Raw genomic sequence first — 16,554 nt, 5'->3', positions numbered from 1 at the left:
CGGCGCGCCGACGACGCGATCAGCGCCGTCCAGGGCACCCAGCAGCGAGCCGACGACGCCATCGCCGCCGTGGGGACCACCCAGCAGCGGGCCGACCAGGCCATCACCGCCGTCGAGTCCACCCAGCAGCGGGCCGACCAGGCCATCGCCGCCGTCGAGTCCACCCAGCGGCGCGCCGACGACGCGATCAGCGCCGTCCAGGGCACCCAGCAGCGCGCCGACGACGCCATCGCCGCCGTGGGGACCACCCAGCAGCGGGCCGACCAGGCCATCACCGCCGTCGAGTCCACCCAGCGGCGCGCCGACCAGGCCATCGCCGCCGTCGAGTCCACCCACCAGCGGTCCGACGAGGCGATCACCGCCGTGCAGCGCACGCAGCAACGCGCCGACGAGGCGATCACCGCCGTCGAGCGGATCCAGCAGCGCGCCGGCGAGGCGGTCGAGGCGGCCCACTCCGCCACCGACCGCGCGGGGGACACCGTCGGGCGGGCCGAGGACCTCGTCGGGCGGATCGACCCGCTGCTGGCCGGCTACGAGGAGCCGCTGGCCCGGCTCACGCCGAGCGTGCGCCGGCTCGCCGAGACCCTCGAGCCGCACGAGGTGGAGGCGCTGGTCACGCTCCTCGACCGGCTGCCCACCCTGGTCGACTCCCTGGACCAGACGGTGATCCCCGTCCTGACCTCGCTGCAGGGCGTCGGGACCGACGTGCACGACCTGGTCGACACCATGCAGGACCTGCGCCAGGTCGTGAAGGGCTTCCCCGGCTCCAAGCTGTTCCGTCGCCGCGGCGCCGAGGAGATCGCGGAGAACGACGACGAGGAGGCCCAGGAGCGGCTGAGCTCCTGAGCCTCCTCGGGGGACCCGCCGGTCAGGTCTCGGTCGGGTAGCCGAGCGCGCGGGCGACGTCGCCGATCCGCTCGAAGGTCTGCCCCTCGGGCAGGCGCTCGAGCTCGGCGACCACCGCGTCGGGCGCGCGGTGGTCGAGCGCGGCCTCGACCAGGCCGGGACCGTCGGCCGGGAAGTCGGCCCGGACCAGCCACCGCGCGAGCTCGGCGCGGGCGACGACGGCGTCCTCCGTCATCCCGACCGGGACGCCGCCGACCAGCGTGCCCTCCGGGTCGGCGTCGATGTCCGGCTCGCCCTCGGCCACCGGCTCGACCTCGCGGAACTCCTCGGAACGCGTGGCGTGGTTGGCCTTGAGCATCCCCTGGATCTCGTGCTCGAGCTCCTCGTCGAGCCGCGGGTTGTGCTTGTTGCTGCGCGATGACGCCCCGGCGAAGCGGTCGTCGGTCTCGCTCACGGTGTCTCTCCTCTTCTGCTGCGGCTCACTTCTCCTCCAACGCGGACGGCTTGTGCACCGCCGTCTTGCTGCTCTTGTCGCTCTCGACCTCGTACTGCGGGTCGTCGGAGCTCGCCTTCACCTTCCGGCCGCCGGCCTCGGTCTCCTCGGTGATCTTCTTCGTCACCGTGCCCTCGGCCTTGCTGCCGTGGCTGTTCCAGGTGACGTGGTCACCCTTCTCGAAGTCGTCGGACACGCGCTCGCCCTCCGTCGGCGTCGACTGGTCCCTCCCCGGTGCCCCTCCCGTCCGGAGGGCACACATGGGCGGCGGCACGCCGGAGGCCGGCCCGCGCCGCGACCGAGATCACCCCACCGCGCAGCTGCGCCACCCGATCAGGCAGTGCCAGGACGGCGGCGATCACGTAGCGTTGCCGGTGACGGGGCCCCGCCGGGCGAACCTGCTGCTGAGCGTCGAGCAGCGATGACGCACAGTGATCCGGCTTCGTCCTCGATCGCCGGCCCGGTCGACCCCATTCCCCCGGGGTCGGCCGGGTCGGCCCGCACCGGCACCCGGTCCCTACGCTCGCCGGCGTGACCGAGCCCGGCGATCCCCGCACCGTCGACGTCCTCACCGTCGTCTCCGTCGCCGACCCCACTCCCTCGGTGCGGCGGGTCGTCCTCACCGGCACCCCGGACGCCGTCGCGGCCGCCGGGCCGACGGTCAACCTGCTGGTCCCCCGGGTGGGCGATCCCGCCCCGCGCTGGCCGGCCGTCGCCCGCGACGGCCGGGTCGTGTGGCCCGTCGGCGCGCACGGGGTGAGCCTGCGCAGCTACACCGCGCGGCGGCAGGACCCGGAGCGCGGCGAGGTGGAGATCGATTTCGTCCTGCACGGCGACGGCCCCGCCGCCTCCTGGGCCGGCGCCGCGGCCCCGGGAGCGCTGCTGGGCGTGGCCGGCGGCGGCCCGCTCGGTGACCGGCCGGCCGGCACCCTGCTGCTCGCCGGCGACGAGACGGCACTGCCGGCGATCAGCCGCATCCTCGCCGCGGCCGCCCCGGACACCGTCGGCACGGCGCTGCTCGAGGTGGCCGGCCCGGAGGAGGAGCAACCGCTCGCCGCGCCGCCGGGTATCGAGGTGCGCTGGCTGCACCGGGGGAGCACCCCGCCCGGGGAGAGCACGCTGCTGGCCGATGCCGTCGCCGCGCTGGAGCGCCCGGCCGGGGACGACCTGTTCGCCTGGGTCGCCGCCGAGTCCGCCTCCGTGCGGGCGGTGCGCGCCGACCTGCGCGGCCGCTGGGGGCTGTCCCGCGCGCAGCACCACGCGATCGGCTACTGGCGACGCGGCCGCGCGATGGCCCCCGCGGGCTGAGCGACCGCGGGGACGCCGGAGGCACCGCGCCCAGCATCCTCACAGGTAGCCTCCAGGGCGGCCGCAGCAGCGCCGCACACCGTGGAGAGCATGACGACGGTGACCAGGCGTCCGACGGGAGATGTCGTGACGGGGACCCGAACGGCCCGGGGGTCGGCTCCCGAGGCCCGCCTCCTGGTGGTCGACGACGAGCCCAACATCCGCGAGCTGCTGTCGGCGAGCCTGCGCTACGCCGGCTTCGAGGTGGCGACGGCCTCCGACGGCCAGCAGGCGCTGGCGCTGGCGGCGTCCTTCCGCCCCGACCTGCTCGTCCTCGACGTCATGATGCCGGGGCTCGACGGCTTCGGGGTCGTCCGACGGCTGCGCGAGACCGGCCGGCACACCCCGGTGCTGTTCCTCACCGCCCGAGACGCGGCCGAGGACAAGGTCTCCGGCCTGACCCTGGGCGGCGACGACTACGTCACCAAGCCCTTCAGCCTCGACGAGGTGCTCGCCCGGATCCGGGCGGTGCTGCGCCGCAGCACCGGCCAGCAGCGGGCGGCCGAGAGCCCCCGGCTGTCCTTCGCCGACATCGAGCTCGACGAGGAGTCGCACGAGGTCGTCAAGGCCGGCGAGGTCGTGAGCCTGTCCCCGACCGAGTTCAAGCTGCTGCGCTACCTCATGGCCAACGCCGGGCGGGTGCTGTCGAAGGCGCAGATCCTCGACCACGTGTGGAACTACGACTTCAACGGCGAGGCCAACGTCGTCGAGTCCTACATCTCCTACCTGCGGCGCAAGATCGACACGACCGAGCCGCGGCTGCTGCACACCATCCGCGGAGTCGGCTACACGCTCCGGCTGCCGCGCGGTTCGTGACCGGAGCGCCCCCCGGGAGCGACCGGGGAGCGGTGGACACCGCGCCCGGCGCCCCACCGGCGACCCGCGGCGGCCTCCGGCTGCCGCGGGTCCCGCTGCGGATCACGATCGTGGCGCTGCTGCTGGCGCTGGTCACCGTGGCCCTGATCGCCACCGGCCTGACGGCGACCTCCCTGCTCAAGCGCTACCTGGTCGAGCAGCAGGACGAGCAGCTGGCGAACCAGCTGCGCACGGCACGCGAGTCCCAGGACGTCGTCGCCTCCTGCCTGCTCGGCGGCCGGCAGCGCGTCATCACCTTCGGCTACCTGGCCTGCGCGGTGCCGGGTGAGGCCGCGCCGATCGTCATCTCCGGCCCGCCCTCGGACGACGCCCTGCCCGACCTGAACGCCGCCCAGGTGGTCGCCATCGCCGCCGGGACCGACCGCGACGGGCGGCCCGGCGGCGGCCCCGGCGGCCCGACCGCGTACACGGTGCGCTCCGTCGACGGCGACACCCTCTGGCGGGTGACCGCCGCGACGCTGCCCAGCGGGCTGGTCGTCGTCGTCGGCGGGGACCTCGACCGCGACGACCGGGTGATCGGCCGGCTGGTGGCCCTCGAGGTCGTCGTCGGCCTGGTGGTGCTCGTCGCCCTCGGCCTGGCCGGGTACGGGCTGGTGCGTCACAGCCTGCGGCCGCTGGCCGCCGTCGAGCGGACCGCGCAGGCCATCGCCGCCGGCGACCTCTCCCAGCGGGTGCCCGCCGGGGACGGCCACACCGAGGTGGGCCGGCTCTCGCAGGCCCTCAACGGCATGCTCGCCCGCATCGAGAGCTCGTTCCGCGCCCAGCAGGCCTCCGAGGAGCAGGCGCGGGCGTCCGAGGAGCGGATGCGCCGGTTCGTCGCCGACGCCAGTCACGAGCTGCGCACCCCGCTGACGTCGATCCGCGGGTTCGCCGAGCTGTACCGGCAGGGCGCCGTCGGCAGCCCCGCGGAGGTCGAGCGGCTGATGCAGCGGATCGAGAGCGAGGGCGCGCGCATGGGCGTGCTCGTCGAGGACCTGCTGCAGCTGGCCCGGCTGGACCAGCAGCGGCCGCTGGCGCTCACCCCGGTCGACCTGGCCGAGCTCGCCGGCGACGCGGTCCACGACGGGCGGGTGCTGCAGCCCGACCGGCCGCTCGCGCTGCACGTCGACGAGGCGATGACCGAGGTGCCGGTGGTGCTCGGCGACGAGGCCCGGCTGCGCCAGGTCGTGGGCAACCTGGTCATCAACGCGCTGGCGCACACGCCGGAGACGGCGCCGGTCACCGTCTCGATCAGCGAGGACACCAGCGGCGGCGGCGACCGGGTGGTCCTGCGCGTGGCCGACGAGGGCCCGGGCATGGCGCCGGAGGTGGCCGCGCGGGTGTTCGAACGCTTCTACCGGGCCGACGCCTCGCGCAGCCGCGCCGCGGGCGGCACCGGCCTGGGCCTGTCGATCGTGGCGGCACTGGTGGCCGCGCACGGCGGGGACGTGTCCCTGGACACCGACCCCGGACGCGGCTCGGTCTTCACCGTCCGGCTGCCCCGCTCGGGCCCCGACCTCGGCCGGGGCGGGGTCCCCAGGCAGGCGCCGGCACCCGCGGACGTACCGTCCGCGGGTGACCACTGACGCCGAGGGCGCCCCGTACGACCCCGACCTGATGGCGGCCGTCACCGACCTGGGGGACGCGCTGCGCGGGCTCGTGGAGGCCTCCGTGCGCACCACCGTCCCGGCCGGCGAGCTGCACGAGGTCGCCGCCGCGGTGCGCGCCGCCGCCGGACGGCTGGGGGCCTCGACCCGCCCGCCCACGCAGCTGCCGGCCCTCGACGACCCGGTGCGCTTCCGGCGGGTCTACAACCCGGTCACCGGTGTCGGCAGCGCGCTGGCCCCGCCGCTGGCGCTGCGCGAGGAGCCCGGCGGCGTCGTCGGCGAGGTCTCCTTCGGCCTGGCCTACGAGGGCCCGCCGGGCTACCTGCACGGCGGGGTCAGCGGGCTGGTCATGGACCAGGTGCTCGGCGCGGCCACCATCCGCGCGGGCCTGTGGGGCATGACCGCCCGGCTCGAGCTCGACTACCGTCGTCCGGTACCGCTGCACACCCCCGTCGTCTGCCGGGCCCGGGTCACCGAGGTCGGCGGTCGCAAGTCCGTCGTCACCGGCTCGATCGCCCCGGCCGACGACCCGGGCCGGCCGCTGGTCGAGGCGCGGGCGGTGTTCGTGCTGCCACGGGAGGAGCTGCGGACGGCCTACTTCGCGCAGGTCACCGACGCCTCCGGCCGCCATGCCCCGCCGCAGCGGCCCACCGACGCGACCGCCCCGGCCCCCGACGGGGACCGGTGAGGGACGTCGAGGTCGCCGCCGCCGCGGCCCGGGCGGCGGCCGCCGTGCTGGTGGAGCTGCGCGCGGGGAGGCTGACCGGCCGCGAGCTCGGCGACGCCGGGGACGCGGCGGCGCAGGCGGCGATCACCTCGGTGCTGGCCGCGCACCGGCCTGACGACGTCGTCTTCAGCGAGGAGGCCGCCGACGACCGCAGCCGGCTGGAGGCGGGACGGGTGTGGATCGTCGACCCGCTCGACGGGACCCGCGAGTACGGCGAGACGGACCGGTCCGACTTCGCGGTGCACGTGGCGCTGTGGGCGTCCGGGCGCCTGACCGCCGCCGCGGTGGCGCTGCCCGCCGTCGGCGAGGTGCTGGTCACCGACCCCGCGCCCGACCTCCCGGCCGTGCCCGCGCGGCCGCCGCGGATCGCGGTCAGCCGGACCCGCCCGCCGGCGCAGGCCGGGGCCGCCGCCGCGGCGGTCGGCGGCGAGCTGGTGCCCCTGGGCTCGGCCGGGTGGAAGACGACGGCGGTGGTGCGCGGCGAGGTCGACGCCTACGTGCACGCCGGGGGCATGTACCAGTGGGACTCCGCCGCCCCGGTCGCCGTCGCCCTGGCCGCGGGGCTGACCGCCGTCCGGCTCGACGGGTCGCCGCTGCGCTACAACGAGCCCGACCCGTCGCTGCCCGACCTGCTGGTCTGCCGCCCGGAGCTGGCTGCCGACCTCCTGGCCGCGGTCGGCTGACCCGCGTGGCGGACACTGGCGGGGTGACGATGACGACCGACCACCGGCTCACCCAGCTGGAGACGCTCGAGGCCGAGTCCATCCACGTCATCCGCGAGGTGGCCGCCGAGCTCGAGCGCCCGGTGCTGCTGTTCTCCGGCGGCAAGGACTCGATCGTCATGCTCGAGCTGGCCCGCAAGGCGTTCGCGCCGGCGCGGATCCCGTTCCCGGTGATGCACGTCGACACCGGGCTGAACTTCCCCGACGTCCTGGAGTTCCGGGACAAGCGGGTGGCCGAGCTCGGCGTGGAGCTCGTCGTCGCCTCCGTGCCCGACGCGATGGCGCGTGGTCTGGTCCGCGAGGAGCCCAACGGCTCGCGCAACCGGATCCAGACGCCGGTGCTGCTCGAGGCGGTCGAGGAGCACGGCTTCACCGCGCTGTTCGGCGGCGCCCGCCGCGACGAGGACAAGGCCCGCGCCAAGGAGCGGGTGTTCTCCTTCCGCGACGAGTTCGGCCAGTGGGACCCGAAGAACCAGCGGCCGGAGCTGTGGGACCTCTACAACGGGCGGATCCACCTCGGCGAGTCGATCCGCGTCTTCCCGCTGTCGAACTGGACCGAGCTCGACATCTGGCAGTACATCGCCCAGGAGCACATCGAGATCCCGTCGCTGTACCTCGCCCGGGAGCGGGAGGTCGTCGAGCGGCAGGGGATGCTCTACGCCGTCAACGAGTTCGTCCGGCCCCGCGAGGGCGAGCGGGTGTCCCGCGCCACGGTGCGCTACCGGACCGTGGGCGACGCCAACCTCACCGCGGCCGTGCGCTCGGAGGCGACGACGGTCGAGGAGGTCATCGCGGAGATCGCGGTGACCCGCATGACCGAGCGCGGCGCCACCCGCGGCGACGACAAGGTCAGCGACGCCGCGATGGAGGACCGGAAGAAGGAGGGCTACTTCTAGGAGGACCCCATCCGCTCACCACGCTCACCCAGCGTGCGGCGGGCCGCCGCGAGCGCGCGAGCGACGCCGGCGGCGGTGGCGCAGCAGGACGACGACGGTGACGGCCAGCAGCACGAACCCAGCCGGCCAGCCCACCGCCTGCGGTGACCCGACGCCGAGCGCCTCGGCGACCACGTAACCGACCGAGTACCCGGCCACGACGACCAGCAGCACCGGAACGAGGAACACGAGCCCGCCCACCGCCGCTCCTCCCTGCGGGCCCGGTGGCCCGGCTCACACCAGCGTCCCCGAGGACGGCCCCGGACGCTGCCGTCCGCTGCCGGCGGGGATGATGGGGGTCGTGTCCGAGCAGTCCGCCGTCGACGTCCACTCCGCCGCTGCCGAGCAGGCGGCCGAGATCGCGACGGCGCGCCGGGACATCCTCCGCATCGCCACCGCCGGCTCGGTCGACGACGGCAAGAGCACGCTGATCGGCCGGCTGCTGTTCGACAGCAAGGCGGTGTTCGAGGACCAGTACGCGGCGATCGAGCGGGCCAGCCGCGGCGACTACGTGGACCTCGCGCTGCTCACCGACGGCCTGCGGGCCGAGCGTGAGCAGGGCATCACCATCGACGTCGCCTACCGCTACTTCAGCACCCCGCGGCGCACGTTCATCCTGGCCGACACCCCGGGGCACGTGCAGTACACCCGCAACACGGTCACCGGCGCCTCGACGGCGGACCTCGCGATCGTGCTGGTCGACGTCCGCAAGGGCATCCAGGAGCAGAGCCGGCGGCACGCCTACCTCGCCGCGCTGCTGCGGGTGCCGCACCTGGTCGTCGCCGTCAACAAGATGGACCTGGCCGGCTGGTCGCAGGAGACCTTCGAGGCCATCCGCGACGAGTTCCGCGCGTTCGCGGCCAAGCTCGACATCCCCGACCTGACCGTCGTCCCCGTCTCGGCGCTGCGCGGGGACAACGTCGTCACCCGGTCCGACGCCGCGCCCTGGTACGACGGGCCGGCACTCCTCGAGCACCTGGAGTCGGTGGAGGTGGCCGGTGACCGCAACCTCACCGACGTCCGCTTCCCCGTCCAGTACGTGATCCGGCCGCAGTCGGACGCCTTCCACGACTACCGCGGCTACGCCGGCACCGTGGCCAGCGGGGTGCTGCGCCCCGGCGACGAGGTGCAGGTGCTGCCCGGCGGCCGGACGACGACGATCGCCGCCATCGACGGCCCCCGCGGCCCGGTGGACGCCGCACACCCGCCCATGGCGGTCACCGTGCGGCTCGCCGACGACCTCGACGTCTCCCGCGGCGACCTGCTGTGCGGACCGGGGGGCGGGCCCGAGGTGACCCAGGACCTCGACGCGCTGGTCTGCTGGATGGCCGACGAGCCGCTGCGGCCGCGGCAGCGGCTGGCCGTCAAGCACACCACCCGCAGCGTGCGGGCGATGGTCAAGGAGATCGTCCACCGGCTCGACGTCAACACCCTCGACCACGAGGAGGAGGCCGGCGAGCTCGGCCTCAACGACATCGGCCGGGTGCGGCTGCGCACCACCCAGCCGCTGTTCGTCGACGACTACACGCACAACCGGGCCACCGGCCGGTTCATCCTCGTCGACGAGGCCACCAACGCCACGGTCGGCGCGGGGATGCTCGTCCCCCACCAGTAGGACCGCGGGCCCCTGCACGGGGGCCGCGCCGGCACCTCACGTGCCGGCTGGGGAGCCGTCCACCTCGTCGCGCCAGCTGTGCTCGGGCGTCCACCCGAGGGCACGGCGGGCCCGCTCGCTGCTCATCAGCGCCTGGTGCCGCCCCAGCGGTCCGCGCACCGGGACGCCGGGGAACTGCTCGGAAGCCAGCTCCGCGCTGGGCCGGCTCATCACCGTGTCGGCGTTGGCGATGACGAAGACCTCCGCTCCGGGGCCGCGGTGGTCGAGCGCGGCCAGGACCGCGGCGGCACCGTCGCGCGCGTCGATGTAGGACCACGCGTTCCACCGCCGCAGCGCCGCGTCGGCGTCGAAGGAGGGGAAGGCCGCGTAGTCGGCCGGCTCCATCACGTTGGAGAAGCGCAGTCCGGTGATCGACAGCTCCGGCCGCCACCGGGCGAACTGCCGCGCCATCTCCTCCTCCAGCGTCTTCGACAGCGAGTAGGACGAGTTCGGCGTCGGCCCGCAGTCCTCGTCGAGCGGCAGGTAGGGCGGCGGGGTGTCGAAGGGCAGCCCCAGCACCGTCTCGCTGGAGGCCCACACCACCGTGTCGATCCCGGCCACCCGGGCGGCGGCGAAGACGTTGTACGTCGTCGTCACGTTCGCGGCGAACAGCGTCGCGTCGGGCCGCAGGCCCGGGGCCGGCAGCGCGGCCAGGTGGACGACGGCGTCCGGGGCCGGCCACCGGTCGTCGACGCCGGTCAGCGCCCCGACGGCCTGGCCGTAGTCGGTGAGGTCGGCCTGTGTCCAGGCGACGTCGGCCCGGCCGGGGTGCACGAGGTCCACGACCGACACCCGGCGGCCGCGCCGCACGAGCAGGTCGACGACGGCGCGGCCGAGCTTGCCGCTCCCCCCGGTGACCAGCACGTGCCGGCTCCCGCCGGGCTCCGCACGGTCGGACGCGCTGGTCATGGCTCTCCGATCCGGGGCGTCGTCACGGCGCCCCGTGGCAGGAGGTCGTCCGCCGCCCGGCACGAGCCAGGCGGCGGGACGGCCGGTCGGCTCGTCAGGACTCGGGGTCCGGGGGCGCCGGCGCCTGGCTGGGGTCGCCGTCCCAGTCCTTGCCGGCCTTGTAGGCGTGCCCCGAGGCGCTGTCGGTCTGGTCGGCGACGGTCTGCACCATCTCCTCGTCGGACAGGCCCTCGCCGGCGGCCTCGGTGTGGCTGGGCTCGCTCATCGCGTCTCCTCCGTCTGGCGGCTTCGGTCGCCCCCAGCCCTCCCCGGGAGGGACCGGCGACAAACGCGCGCGCCCGGCCTCAGCCGCCGTGCGACCGCACCGAGAACCACACCCGCTTGCCGCCGTCCACGTCCTCCACGCCCCAGTCGTCGGCGATCGCGTCGACGATCTGCATCCCCCGCCCCCGGGGCTGGTCACCGCGCAGCTCTCCGACCACCGGGCGCACCGAGCTGCCGTCGGCCACGGCGACGCGCAGCCAGCCGTCGGAGTACTCCAGCTCCAGGGACAGCACGCTCTCCCCGCCGACGTGGTCGACGACGTTGGCGACCACCTCGGTGACGAGGAGTTCGACGTCCCCGGTGTCCTGCGGCGCGCGCCAGGCCAGGAGGACCTCCCGGGCCAGGTGACGGGCCACCGGGACGCTGCGCGCCGAGGGCGGTAGGTCGACCCGGGCGGTGAGCGTGGACATCGAGGCCTCCCTGGTTCCGGCACCGGGGCGCCTCATCGGTTGTGCACCATCGAACTGGCGGCCAGCCTGACAGGTCGGCGACCGGTACGCAACGCCCGTTGCACGGAATGGCAGTTGCATGTCACAGCCGTTGCACGCAACACCCGTTCAACACGGTAGTGTGCAACCGAGCGGCGCGACGGAGCGTCGGCGAGGACGGAGGAGGACCCCCGTGACGGCAGGACCGCAGACGACGCCGGCCGCGCCGGACGATGCCGTGGTCGACAGCACGCCACGGGACGACGACGCCCTGCTGGCACTCGAGGACCTGGTGCGCGAGATCGACCGCTGCGCCGCCGAGCTGCAGGACGCGCGGGCGCGCGCGGAGCTGTTGCTCGCCGAGCGCCGGGCCGGCCGGGCGTGGCTGGACATCGTCACCGCCGAGTCCCGCCCGCTGGTCGTGGAGCGCATCAGCACGGTGCTCTCCGGGCTGGCCGGCGCCGGGTCGGCCTGGCGCCGGGCGCAGGCCCGCGCGCTGCAGGCCGAGCGGGTGAGCATCAACCGGATCGCCGCCCTGTACGGCGTGACGCGGCAGCGCGTCTCCGCCCTGCTGCGCGACGGCGACCGCGCGCAGGACTGACCCCGAGGCCTCCCTCAGGCCGTGAGCGCGTCGATGGCCTTGTAGAGGCGCTGCTCCGACACCGGGCGCGGCGTGCCGATCTGCTGGGCGAACAGCCCGACCCGCAGCTCCTCGACCATCCAGCGGATCCGCGCGACCGGGTCGTCCGGCGCCCCCGTCGGGGACACCTCCCGGCGCAGCTGCTCGTACTCGGCGGTGACCGCCGCGACCTGCTCCGTCCACAGCGCGTCGCGCGCCGCGTTGGCCGGCAGCTTCTCCAGCCGGTGGGCCATCGCCCGCAGGTAGCGCACGAGGTCGGGCAGGCGCCGGCGGCCGGCGTCGGCCACGAAGCCGCGGTGCAGCAGCCCGGCCATCTGACGGCGCAGGTCGGCGACAGCCGCCTCGGGCACCCGCCGTCCCGGGGCCGCGCCGATCGCGACGGCGACCTCGCGGGCCTGGGTGAGCACCGCCTCCACCCGCCGGACGGCGTCCTGGGTCAGCGGCAGCAGCTGCTGCCGGGCCGTGGTCACCAGCGCGGTGAAGGCGGCCTCGTCGCGCGGCGGCCCGCCGGCGGCGGCGACCAGCTCGTCGGCGGCGGCGTCGACGCAGTCGTCGACCAGGGCCGGGATCTCGCCGTCGGGGTTGAACTGCAGGGCCAGCCGCGTCCGGGGCGACAGGCCCTTGACCACCTGCCGCGCGGGCGAGCCGGCCACCAGCACCAGCAGCCGTCGCGCGCCGCGCCAGGTCAGGCGGGTGGCCTCGGCCTCGGTGGACACGACCCGGACGCCGACCGTGGCGCCCTCGTCGACCAGCGCCGGGTAGGCGGTGACCGCGTGCCCGCCGCGGACCACCTCGACGGTGCGCGGCAGCTCCCCGATCGTCCACGCCGTCAGCCCGGTGCGCTCGAGGTCCGAGGCCGCCCGGGCCAGGCTGGCCCGGCTGGCGGGGGCGACCTCGCGGCGGAGGGCCTGCAGGTCCTTGCCGGTGGCCAGGGGCCGCTGCCGGTCGTCGAGGACGCGGAACGTCGCCCGCAGGTGGTCGGGCACCTGTGCGGGCTGCCAGGCGTCCGGCGGGACGACGACGCCCGCCGTCCGCCGCAGCTCGCGCTCCAGCGCCGGCAGCAGCGGCTCGGCCGGGGCGATGCGCGGCAGCACCTCGCGGACCCGGTCGGGGATCGGCACCAGGGCGCGGCGCAGCTGCTTGGGCAGCGTCCGCAGCAGCGCCGTCACCAGCTCCTCGCGCAGGCCGGGGACGGTGAAGGCCAGCGACTCCCCCGACGTCCGCTCGGCCACGGTGTCGAGCACCGCGAGCGGCACGTCGACGGTCACCCCGTCCTCCGGCGCGCCGGGGGCGAAGGCGTAGGACAGCGGGAGGGTCAGCCCCTGCGTCAGCGGCACCTCGTCGGGGAAGTCCTCGACGCGGACCTGCCCGGCCGCGGCCGCGTTGGTGAGCACCTCCGGCGTGAAGGTGAGCAGGTCCGGCGTCTCCCGGCGCGCCTGCTTCCACCAGCGGTCGAAGTGCCGGGTGGAGACGACGTCGGCCGGGATCCGGGCGTCGTAGAGCTCGAACAGCGTCTCGTCGTCGACCCGGATGTCGCGGCGGCGGGCCCGCTCCTCGAGCTCGGCGACCCGCTCGATCGCGCGCTGGTTGTCGGTCCAGAAGCGGTGGTGCGTCGTCCACTCGCCCTGTACGAGCGCGTGCCGGATGAACAGCTCCCGGGACACGACCGGGTCGATCGAGCCGTACTGCACGCGGCGGCCCACGACGAGCGGGATGCCGTAGAGGGTGACCCGCTCACTGGCCACGACCGAGCCCCGCTTCGCGTCCCACCGGGGCTCGGAGTGCTCCCGCTTCACCACGTGGGCCGCCAGCCGCTCGACGTCGTCGGGGTCGACGCGGGCGACGGTGCGGGCGAACAGCCGGCTGGTCTCCACGAGCTCGGCGGCGACGACCCAGCGCGGGGGCTTCCTGGCCAGCGGCGTGCCGGGGGCGATGACGAACCGGGCCCCGCGGGCGCCCAGGTACTCGCGACCACCGCGCCGCCGGTCGCCGTCCTTCCTCCGGGTGTCCTCGAGCTGCAGGCCCACCTGCGACAGCAGTCCGGCCAGCAGGGCGGTGTGCACGCCGCGCTCGTCGGGCTCGGCGGCGAGGTCACCGACGGTCATGCCGAGCCGCCGGGCGGTGCTGCGCAGCTGGCCGTGCAGGTCCTGCCACTCGCGGATGCGCAGGTAGTGCAGGAACTCGCGCTTGACCGTGCGGCGGAACTGGCTGCCCGACAGCGCGTCCTGCTGCTCGGTCAGGTGGCGCCACAGGTTGAGCAGGGTGAGGAAGTCGGAGTGCTCGTCGGCGAAGCGGGCGTGCGCCTGGTCGGCGGCCTGCTGGTGCTCGGCCGGGCGCTCGCGGGGGTCCTGGATGGTCAGGCCCGCGGCGATGACCAGGACCTCCTCCAGCACGCCGCGGCGGTCGGCCTCGACCACCATGCGGCCCAGCCGGGGGTCCAGCGGCAGCTGTGCCAGCGCCCGGCCGGTGGGGGTGAGCCGGCCCCGCTCGTCGAGCGCGCCGAGCTCCTCGAGCAGGGCCCGGCCGTCGGCGACGGCGCGGCGGTCGGGCGGGTCGACGAACGGGAAGTCCTCGACCGCGCCGAGGTCGAGGGCGGCCATCTGCAGCAGGACCGAGGCCAGGCTGGTGCGCAGGATCTCCGGGTCGGTGTACTCCGGCCGGCTTTCGAAGTCCTCCTCGGTGTAGAGCCGGATGGCGACGCCCTCGGCCACGCGGCCGCAGCGGCCCGAGCGCTGCCGCGCCGAGGCCTGGCTGATCGGCTCGATGGGCAGCCGCTGCACCTTGGTCCGCGCGCTGTACCGCGAGATGCGGGCGGTCCCGGGGTCGACGACGTAGCGGATGCCGGGCACGGTCAGCGACGTCTCGGCGACGTTGGTGGCCAGCACGATCCGCCGCCCGGTGTGCGGCTGGAAGACCCGGTGCTGGTCGGCGGCCGACAGCCGCGAGTAGAGCGGCAGCACCTCGACCCCCGGGAAGCGCTCGGTGAGGCCGTCCGCGGCGTCGCGGATCTCGCGCTCACCCGCGAGGAAGACGAGCACGTCCCCGGGGCCCTCGGCCGCCAGCTCCTCGACGGCATCGCCGATGGCGGTGACCTGGTCGCGGTCGGGGTCGGCGTCCGGGTCGTCGGGGTCCACCACCGGCCGGTAGCGGATCTCGACCGGGTAGGTGCGGCCGCTGACCTCGACGACGGGCACCTCAGCGCCGTCGACCGCGAAGTGCCTGGCGATCCGGTCGACGTCGATGGTGGCCGAGGTGATGACGACCTTGAGGTCGGGACGCCGGGGCAGCAGCTGGGCCAGGTAGCCCAGCAGGAAGTCGATGGTGAGGCTCCGCTCGTGCGCCTCGTCGACGACGATCGTGTCGTACTGGCGCAGCATCCGGTCGCGCGCGATCTCGGCCAGCAGGACGCCGTCGGTCATGAGCTTGACCAGGGTGCCGTCGCCGACCTGGTCGGTGAAGCGCACCTTCCAGCCGACCGCGCCGCCCAGCGGGGTGTCGAGCTCCTCGGCGATGCGCTCGGCCACCGTGCGCGCGGCGATCCGCCGGGGCTGGGTGTGCCCGATCCGGCCGCGCACCCCGCGGCCGAGCTCCAGGGCGATCTTGGGCAGCTGGGTGGTCTTGCCCGAGCCGGTCTCGCCGGCGACGACGACCACCTGGTGCTCGCGCAGCGCGGCGGCGATGTCGTCGCGACGGGCGCTGACCGGCAGGCCCTCGGGATAGGTGACCGCCGGGACGGCGGCCCGCCGGCGGGCGATGCGCTCCTCCGCGGCGGCGACGTCGGCGGCGATGCTCTCCAGCGCCCGCGCCCGTGCCGCCTCGTCGCGGATGCGGCGCGTGCCCTCCAGACGGCGGCCGATGCGGTGCTCGTCCTCGAGGGTCAGCGCGGCCAGCCGGGACCGGAGGTCCGGGAGGGTCGCGGTCACGGCGGTGCTCGGCCTTCTTCCAGGGGGCGGGGAGCGGACTGCTCCGCTCCCAGGATCGCATCGGGGAGGCCCGCGCCGTCCGGCGTCCGGGGCCGGGGAGGACAACGCCGGCCGGCGGGCGGCTGTTCCGTCGCCCTCGCGCGGGGTACCGGCACTCGCGGGTGCAGTTCGTCGCCCAGATCACGTCGCATGTACCACGCAACTAGTTGCTTGTAACGTGCAACGTCTTGTAGGTTGCACGTACATCCCCTCCTCCCTGTCTGGAGTCCCCGTGTCCTCGTCCGCACCCTCCGCGACCGGGCGCACTGCCGTGTCGGGCACGCGGGCGGCCGAGGTCCGCCGGCTGTCGGAGCAGATGCCGCGCTTCGTGCGGCTGGTGCACGCGTTCAAGAGCCTCCCGGCCACCGCCGAGGGGCGGGAGCGCGCCGCGCTCGTGCTGCTGTTCCCCCTGACCCGCCTGGGCCCCCTCCGCCAGAGCACCCTGGCCGAGGTCGTGCACGCCGACCCCTCGACGGTCAGCCGGCACGTCGCCGCGCTCGTCGAGCACGGACTGGTCCAGCGGGTGGCCGACGAGACCGACGGCCGCGCCTCCCGGCTGGTCGTCACCGATGCCGGCCGGGCCGCCGTCGAGCGGCTCGCCGAGGAGCGCGCCGCCCACCTCGGCGCCGTCCTCACCGGTTGGTCCGATGCCGACCTCACCGCCCTCACCGGGCTGTTCGGGCGCCTGCTCGACGACCTCACGGCAGCGCTGCCGTCCGATCCCCGCTCCCCCTCCGCGCCTCCCGTCCCGAGAGAGAACCCATGAGCCAGACCACCGCCCGCCCCGCCGGCGGGCGCAGCGGCAGCCGCGCCGCGGCCGCCGCGCCGGACTCCTCCGGTGCCTTCACCCACCGGCAGATCCTCACGATCGTGGCCGGCCTGATGGTGGCGATGTTCCTCGCCGCCCTCGACCAGACCGTGGTGTCGACCGCCATCCGGACCATCGCCGACGACCTGCAGGGCTACGACCTGCAGGCATGGGCGACGACGGCGTTCCTCATCACCTCGACGATCGCCACGCCGCTGTACGGCAAGCTCTCCGACATCTACGGCCGGCGGCCGTTCTACCTGTTCGCCATCGCGGTGTTCGTGCTCGGCTCGGTGC

Annotated in this window: 18 protein-coding genes; 11 read left to right on the top strand and 7 right to left on the bottom strand. The window is 75.3% G+C overall.

Annotated elements, in window-relative coordinates:
• On the top strand, nt 1-846 hold an 846-nt coding region (locus ACI79V_RS23845; protein WP_456893346.1), incomplete at its 5' end, for a hypothetical protein.
• 22 nt (nt 847-868) lie between these two features.
• Here ACI79V_RS23845 and ACI79V_RS23840 read toward each other — a convergent pair.
• The gene (locus ACI79V_RS23840; protein WP_456878078.1) at nt 869-1,300 is read right to left on the bottom strand and encodes a DUF2795 domain-containing protein; all 432 of its coding nucleotides are present in this window, start codon (nt 1,298-1,300) and stop codon (nt 869-871) included.
• A gap of 25 nt (nt 1,301-1,325) precedes the next feature.
• Nucleotides 1,326-1,535 carry a DUF2945 domain-containing protein gene (locus ACI79V_RS23835; protein WP_456893344.1) on the bottom strand — a complete coding sequence of 70 codons (210 nt, stop codon included), beginning with the start codon at nt 1,533-1,535 and terminating at the stop codon, nt 1,326-1,328.
• Between the two features lie 335 nt (nt 1,536-1,870).
• On the opposite strand from ACI79V_RS23835, the gene ACI79V_RS23830 reads away from it, so the two are divergent.
• The 6 genes from ACI79V_RS23830 to cysD all read left to right on the top strand — a co-directional run bounded on the left by ACI79V_RS23830 (nt 1,871) and on the right by cysD (nt 7,493).
• The gene (locus ACI79V_RS23830; protein WP_456893342.1) at nt 1,871-2,647 is read left to right on the top strand and encodes a siderophore-interacting protein; all 777 of its coding nucleotides are present in this window, start codon (nt 1,871-1,873) and stop codon (nt 2,645-2,647) included.
• A 126-nt stretch (nt 2,648-2,773) separates the two neighbouring features.
• Nucleotides 2,774-3,502, top strand: coding sequence for a response regulator transcription factor (locus ACI79V_RS23825; RefSeq protein ID WP_456893340.1), 729 nt, complete (start codon nt 2,774-2,776; stop codon nt 3,500-3,502).
• 32 nt (nt 3,503-3,534) lie between these two features.
• Complete coding sequence (locus tag ACI79V_RS23820) at nt 3,535-5,127, top strand: ATP-binding protein (protein WP_456893338.1); 1,593 nt, start codon at nt 3,535-3,537, stop codon at nt 5,125-5,127.
• Nucleotides 5,117-5,836 (top strand): PaaI family thioesterase, encoded by a 720-nt coding sequence (locus ACI79V_RS23815; protein ID WP_456893336.1) that lies wholly within the window; start codon nt 5,117-5,119, stop codon nt 5,834-5,836. The genes ACI79V_RS23820 and ACI79V_RS23815 overlap by 11 nt, the downstream gene beginning before the upstream one ends.
• Nucleotides 5,833-6,558 carry an inositol monophosphatase family protein gene (locus tag ACI79V_RS23810; RefSeq protein ID WP_456893334.1) on the top strand — a complete coding sequence of 242 codons (726 nt, stop codon included), beginning with the start codon at nt 5,833-5,835 and terminating at the stop codon, nt 6,556-6,558. Before ACI79V_RS23815 ends, ACI79V_RS23810 begins: the two co-directional genes overlap by 4 nt.
• A 29-nt stretch (nt 6,559-6,587) precedes the next feature.
• Nucleotides 6,588-7,493 carry a sulfate adenylyltransferase subunit CysD gene (gene cysD / locus ACI79V_RS23805; RefSeq protein ID WP_456893348.1) on the top strand — a complete coding sequence of 302 codons (906 nt, stop codon included), beginning with the start codon at nt 6,588-6,590 and terminating at the stop codon, nt 7,491-7,493.
• Between the two features lie 24 nt (nt 7,494-7,517).
• Here the strand turns inward: cysD and ACI79V_RS23800 are convergent, their stop codons facing one another.
• Complete coding sequence (locus ACI79V_RS23800; RefSeq protein ID WP_456893332.1) at nt 7,518-7,733, bottom strand: hypothetical protein; 216 nt, start codon at nt 7,731-7,733, stop codon at nt 7,518-7,520.
• A 100-nt stretch (nt 7,734-7,833) separates the two neighbouring features.
• Here ACI79V_RS23800 and ACI79V_RS23795 point away from each other — a divergent pair, with 100 nt between their 5' ends.
• Complete coding sequence (locus tag ACI79V_RS23795) at nt 7,834-9,147, top strand: sulfate adenylyltransferase subunit 1 (protein ID WP_456893330.1); 1,314 nt, start codon at nt 7,834-7,836, stop codon at nt 9,145-9,147.
• A gap of 36 nt (nt 9,148-9,183) precedes the next feature.
• Here ACI79V_RS23795 and ACI79V_RS23790 read toward each other — a convergent pair whose 3' ends face one another.
• From ACI79V_RS23790 to ACI79V_RS23780, 3 genes are all read right to left on the bottom strand, one after another.
• Nucleotides 9,184-10,095 (bottom strand): NAD-dependent epimerase/dehydratase family protein, encoded by a 912-nt coding sequence (locus ACI79V_RS23790; protein ID WP_456893328.1) that lies wholly within the window; start codon nt 10,093-10,095, stop codon nt 9,184-9,186.
• A gap of 94 nt (nt 10,096-10,189) precedes the next feature.
• A complete protein-coding gene (locus tag ACI79V_RS23785) occupies nt 10,190-10,360 on the bottom strand; it encodes a hypothetical protein (protein ID WP_456873856.1) in 171 nt (56 codons plus the stop codon).
• A 79-nt stretch (nt 10,361-10,439) separates the two neighbouring features.
• The gene (locus ACI79V_RS23780) at nt 10,440-10,829 is read right to left on the bottom strand and encodes an ATP-binding protein (RefSeq protein WP_456893326.1); all 390 of its coding nucleotides are present in this window, start codon (nt 10,827-10,829) and stop codon (nt 10,440-10,442) included.
• Between the two features lie 211 nt (nt 10,830-11,040).
• Here ACI79V_RS23780 and ACI79V_RS23775 point away from each other — a divergent pair, with 211 nt between their 5' ends.
• Nucleotides 11,041-11,448, top strand: a complete 408-nt coding sequence (locus ACI79V_RS23775; RefSeq protein ID WP_456893324.1) for a hypothetical protein — start codon at nt 11,041-11,043, stop codon at nt 11,446-11,448.
• A gap of 14 nt (nt 11,449-11,462) precedes the next feature.
• On the opposite strand, the gene hrpA is transcribed toward ACI79V_RS23775, so the two are convergent.
• A complete protein-coding gene (hrpA, locus tag ACI79V_RS23770) occupies nt 11,463-15,410 on the bottom strand; it encodes an ATP-dependent RNA helicase HrpA (protein ID WP_456893322.1) in 3,948 nt (1,315 codons plus the stop codon).
• A gap of 310 nt (nt 15,411-15,720) precedes the next feature.
• Here hrpA and ACI79V_RS23765 point away from each other — a divergent pair, with 310 nt between their 5' ends.
• Together ACI79V_RS23765 and ACI79V_RS23760 are read left to right on the top strand one after the other, a co-directional pair.
• The gene (locus ACI79V_RS23765) at nt 15,721-16,215 is read left to right on the top strand and encodes a MarR family winged helix-turn-helix transcriptional regulator (protein WP_456893320.1); all 495 of its coding nucleotides are present in this window, start codon (nt 15,721-15,723) and stop codon (nt 16,213-16,215) included.
• Nucleotides 16,212-16,554 (top strand): MFS transporter (locus ACI79V_RS23760; RefSeq protein WP_456893318.1); only part of this gene is annotated, 343 nt, incomplete at its 3' end. The genes ACI79V_RS23765 and ACI79V_RS23760, both read left to right, overlap by 4 nt.

This window comes from Geodermatophilus sp. SYSU D00700 (assembly GCF_054050255.1).
This window is presented reverse-complemented; position numbering and strand designations above follow the sequence as displayed.

What these genes read in the sequence shown, in the direction of transcription:
- cysD (WP_456893348.1), top strand. Translation starts at nt 6,588, where the DNA reads ATGACGACCGACCACCGGCTCACCCAGCTGGAGACGCTCGAGGCCGAG.
- ACI79V_RS23790 (WP_456893328.1), bottom strand. Translation starts at nt 10,095, where the DNA reads ATGACCAGCGCGTCCGACCGTGCGGAGCCCGGCGGGAGCCGGCACGTG.
- ACI79V_RS23785 (WP_456873856.1), bottom strand. Translation starts at nt 10,360, where the DNA reads ATGAGCGAGCCCAGCCACACCGAGGCCGCCGGCGAGGGCCTGTCCGAC.
- ACI79V_RS23780 (WP_456893326.1), bottom strand. Translation starts at nt 10,829, where the DNA reads ATGTCCACGCTCACCGCCCGGGTCGACCTACCGCCCTCGGCGCGCAGC.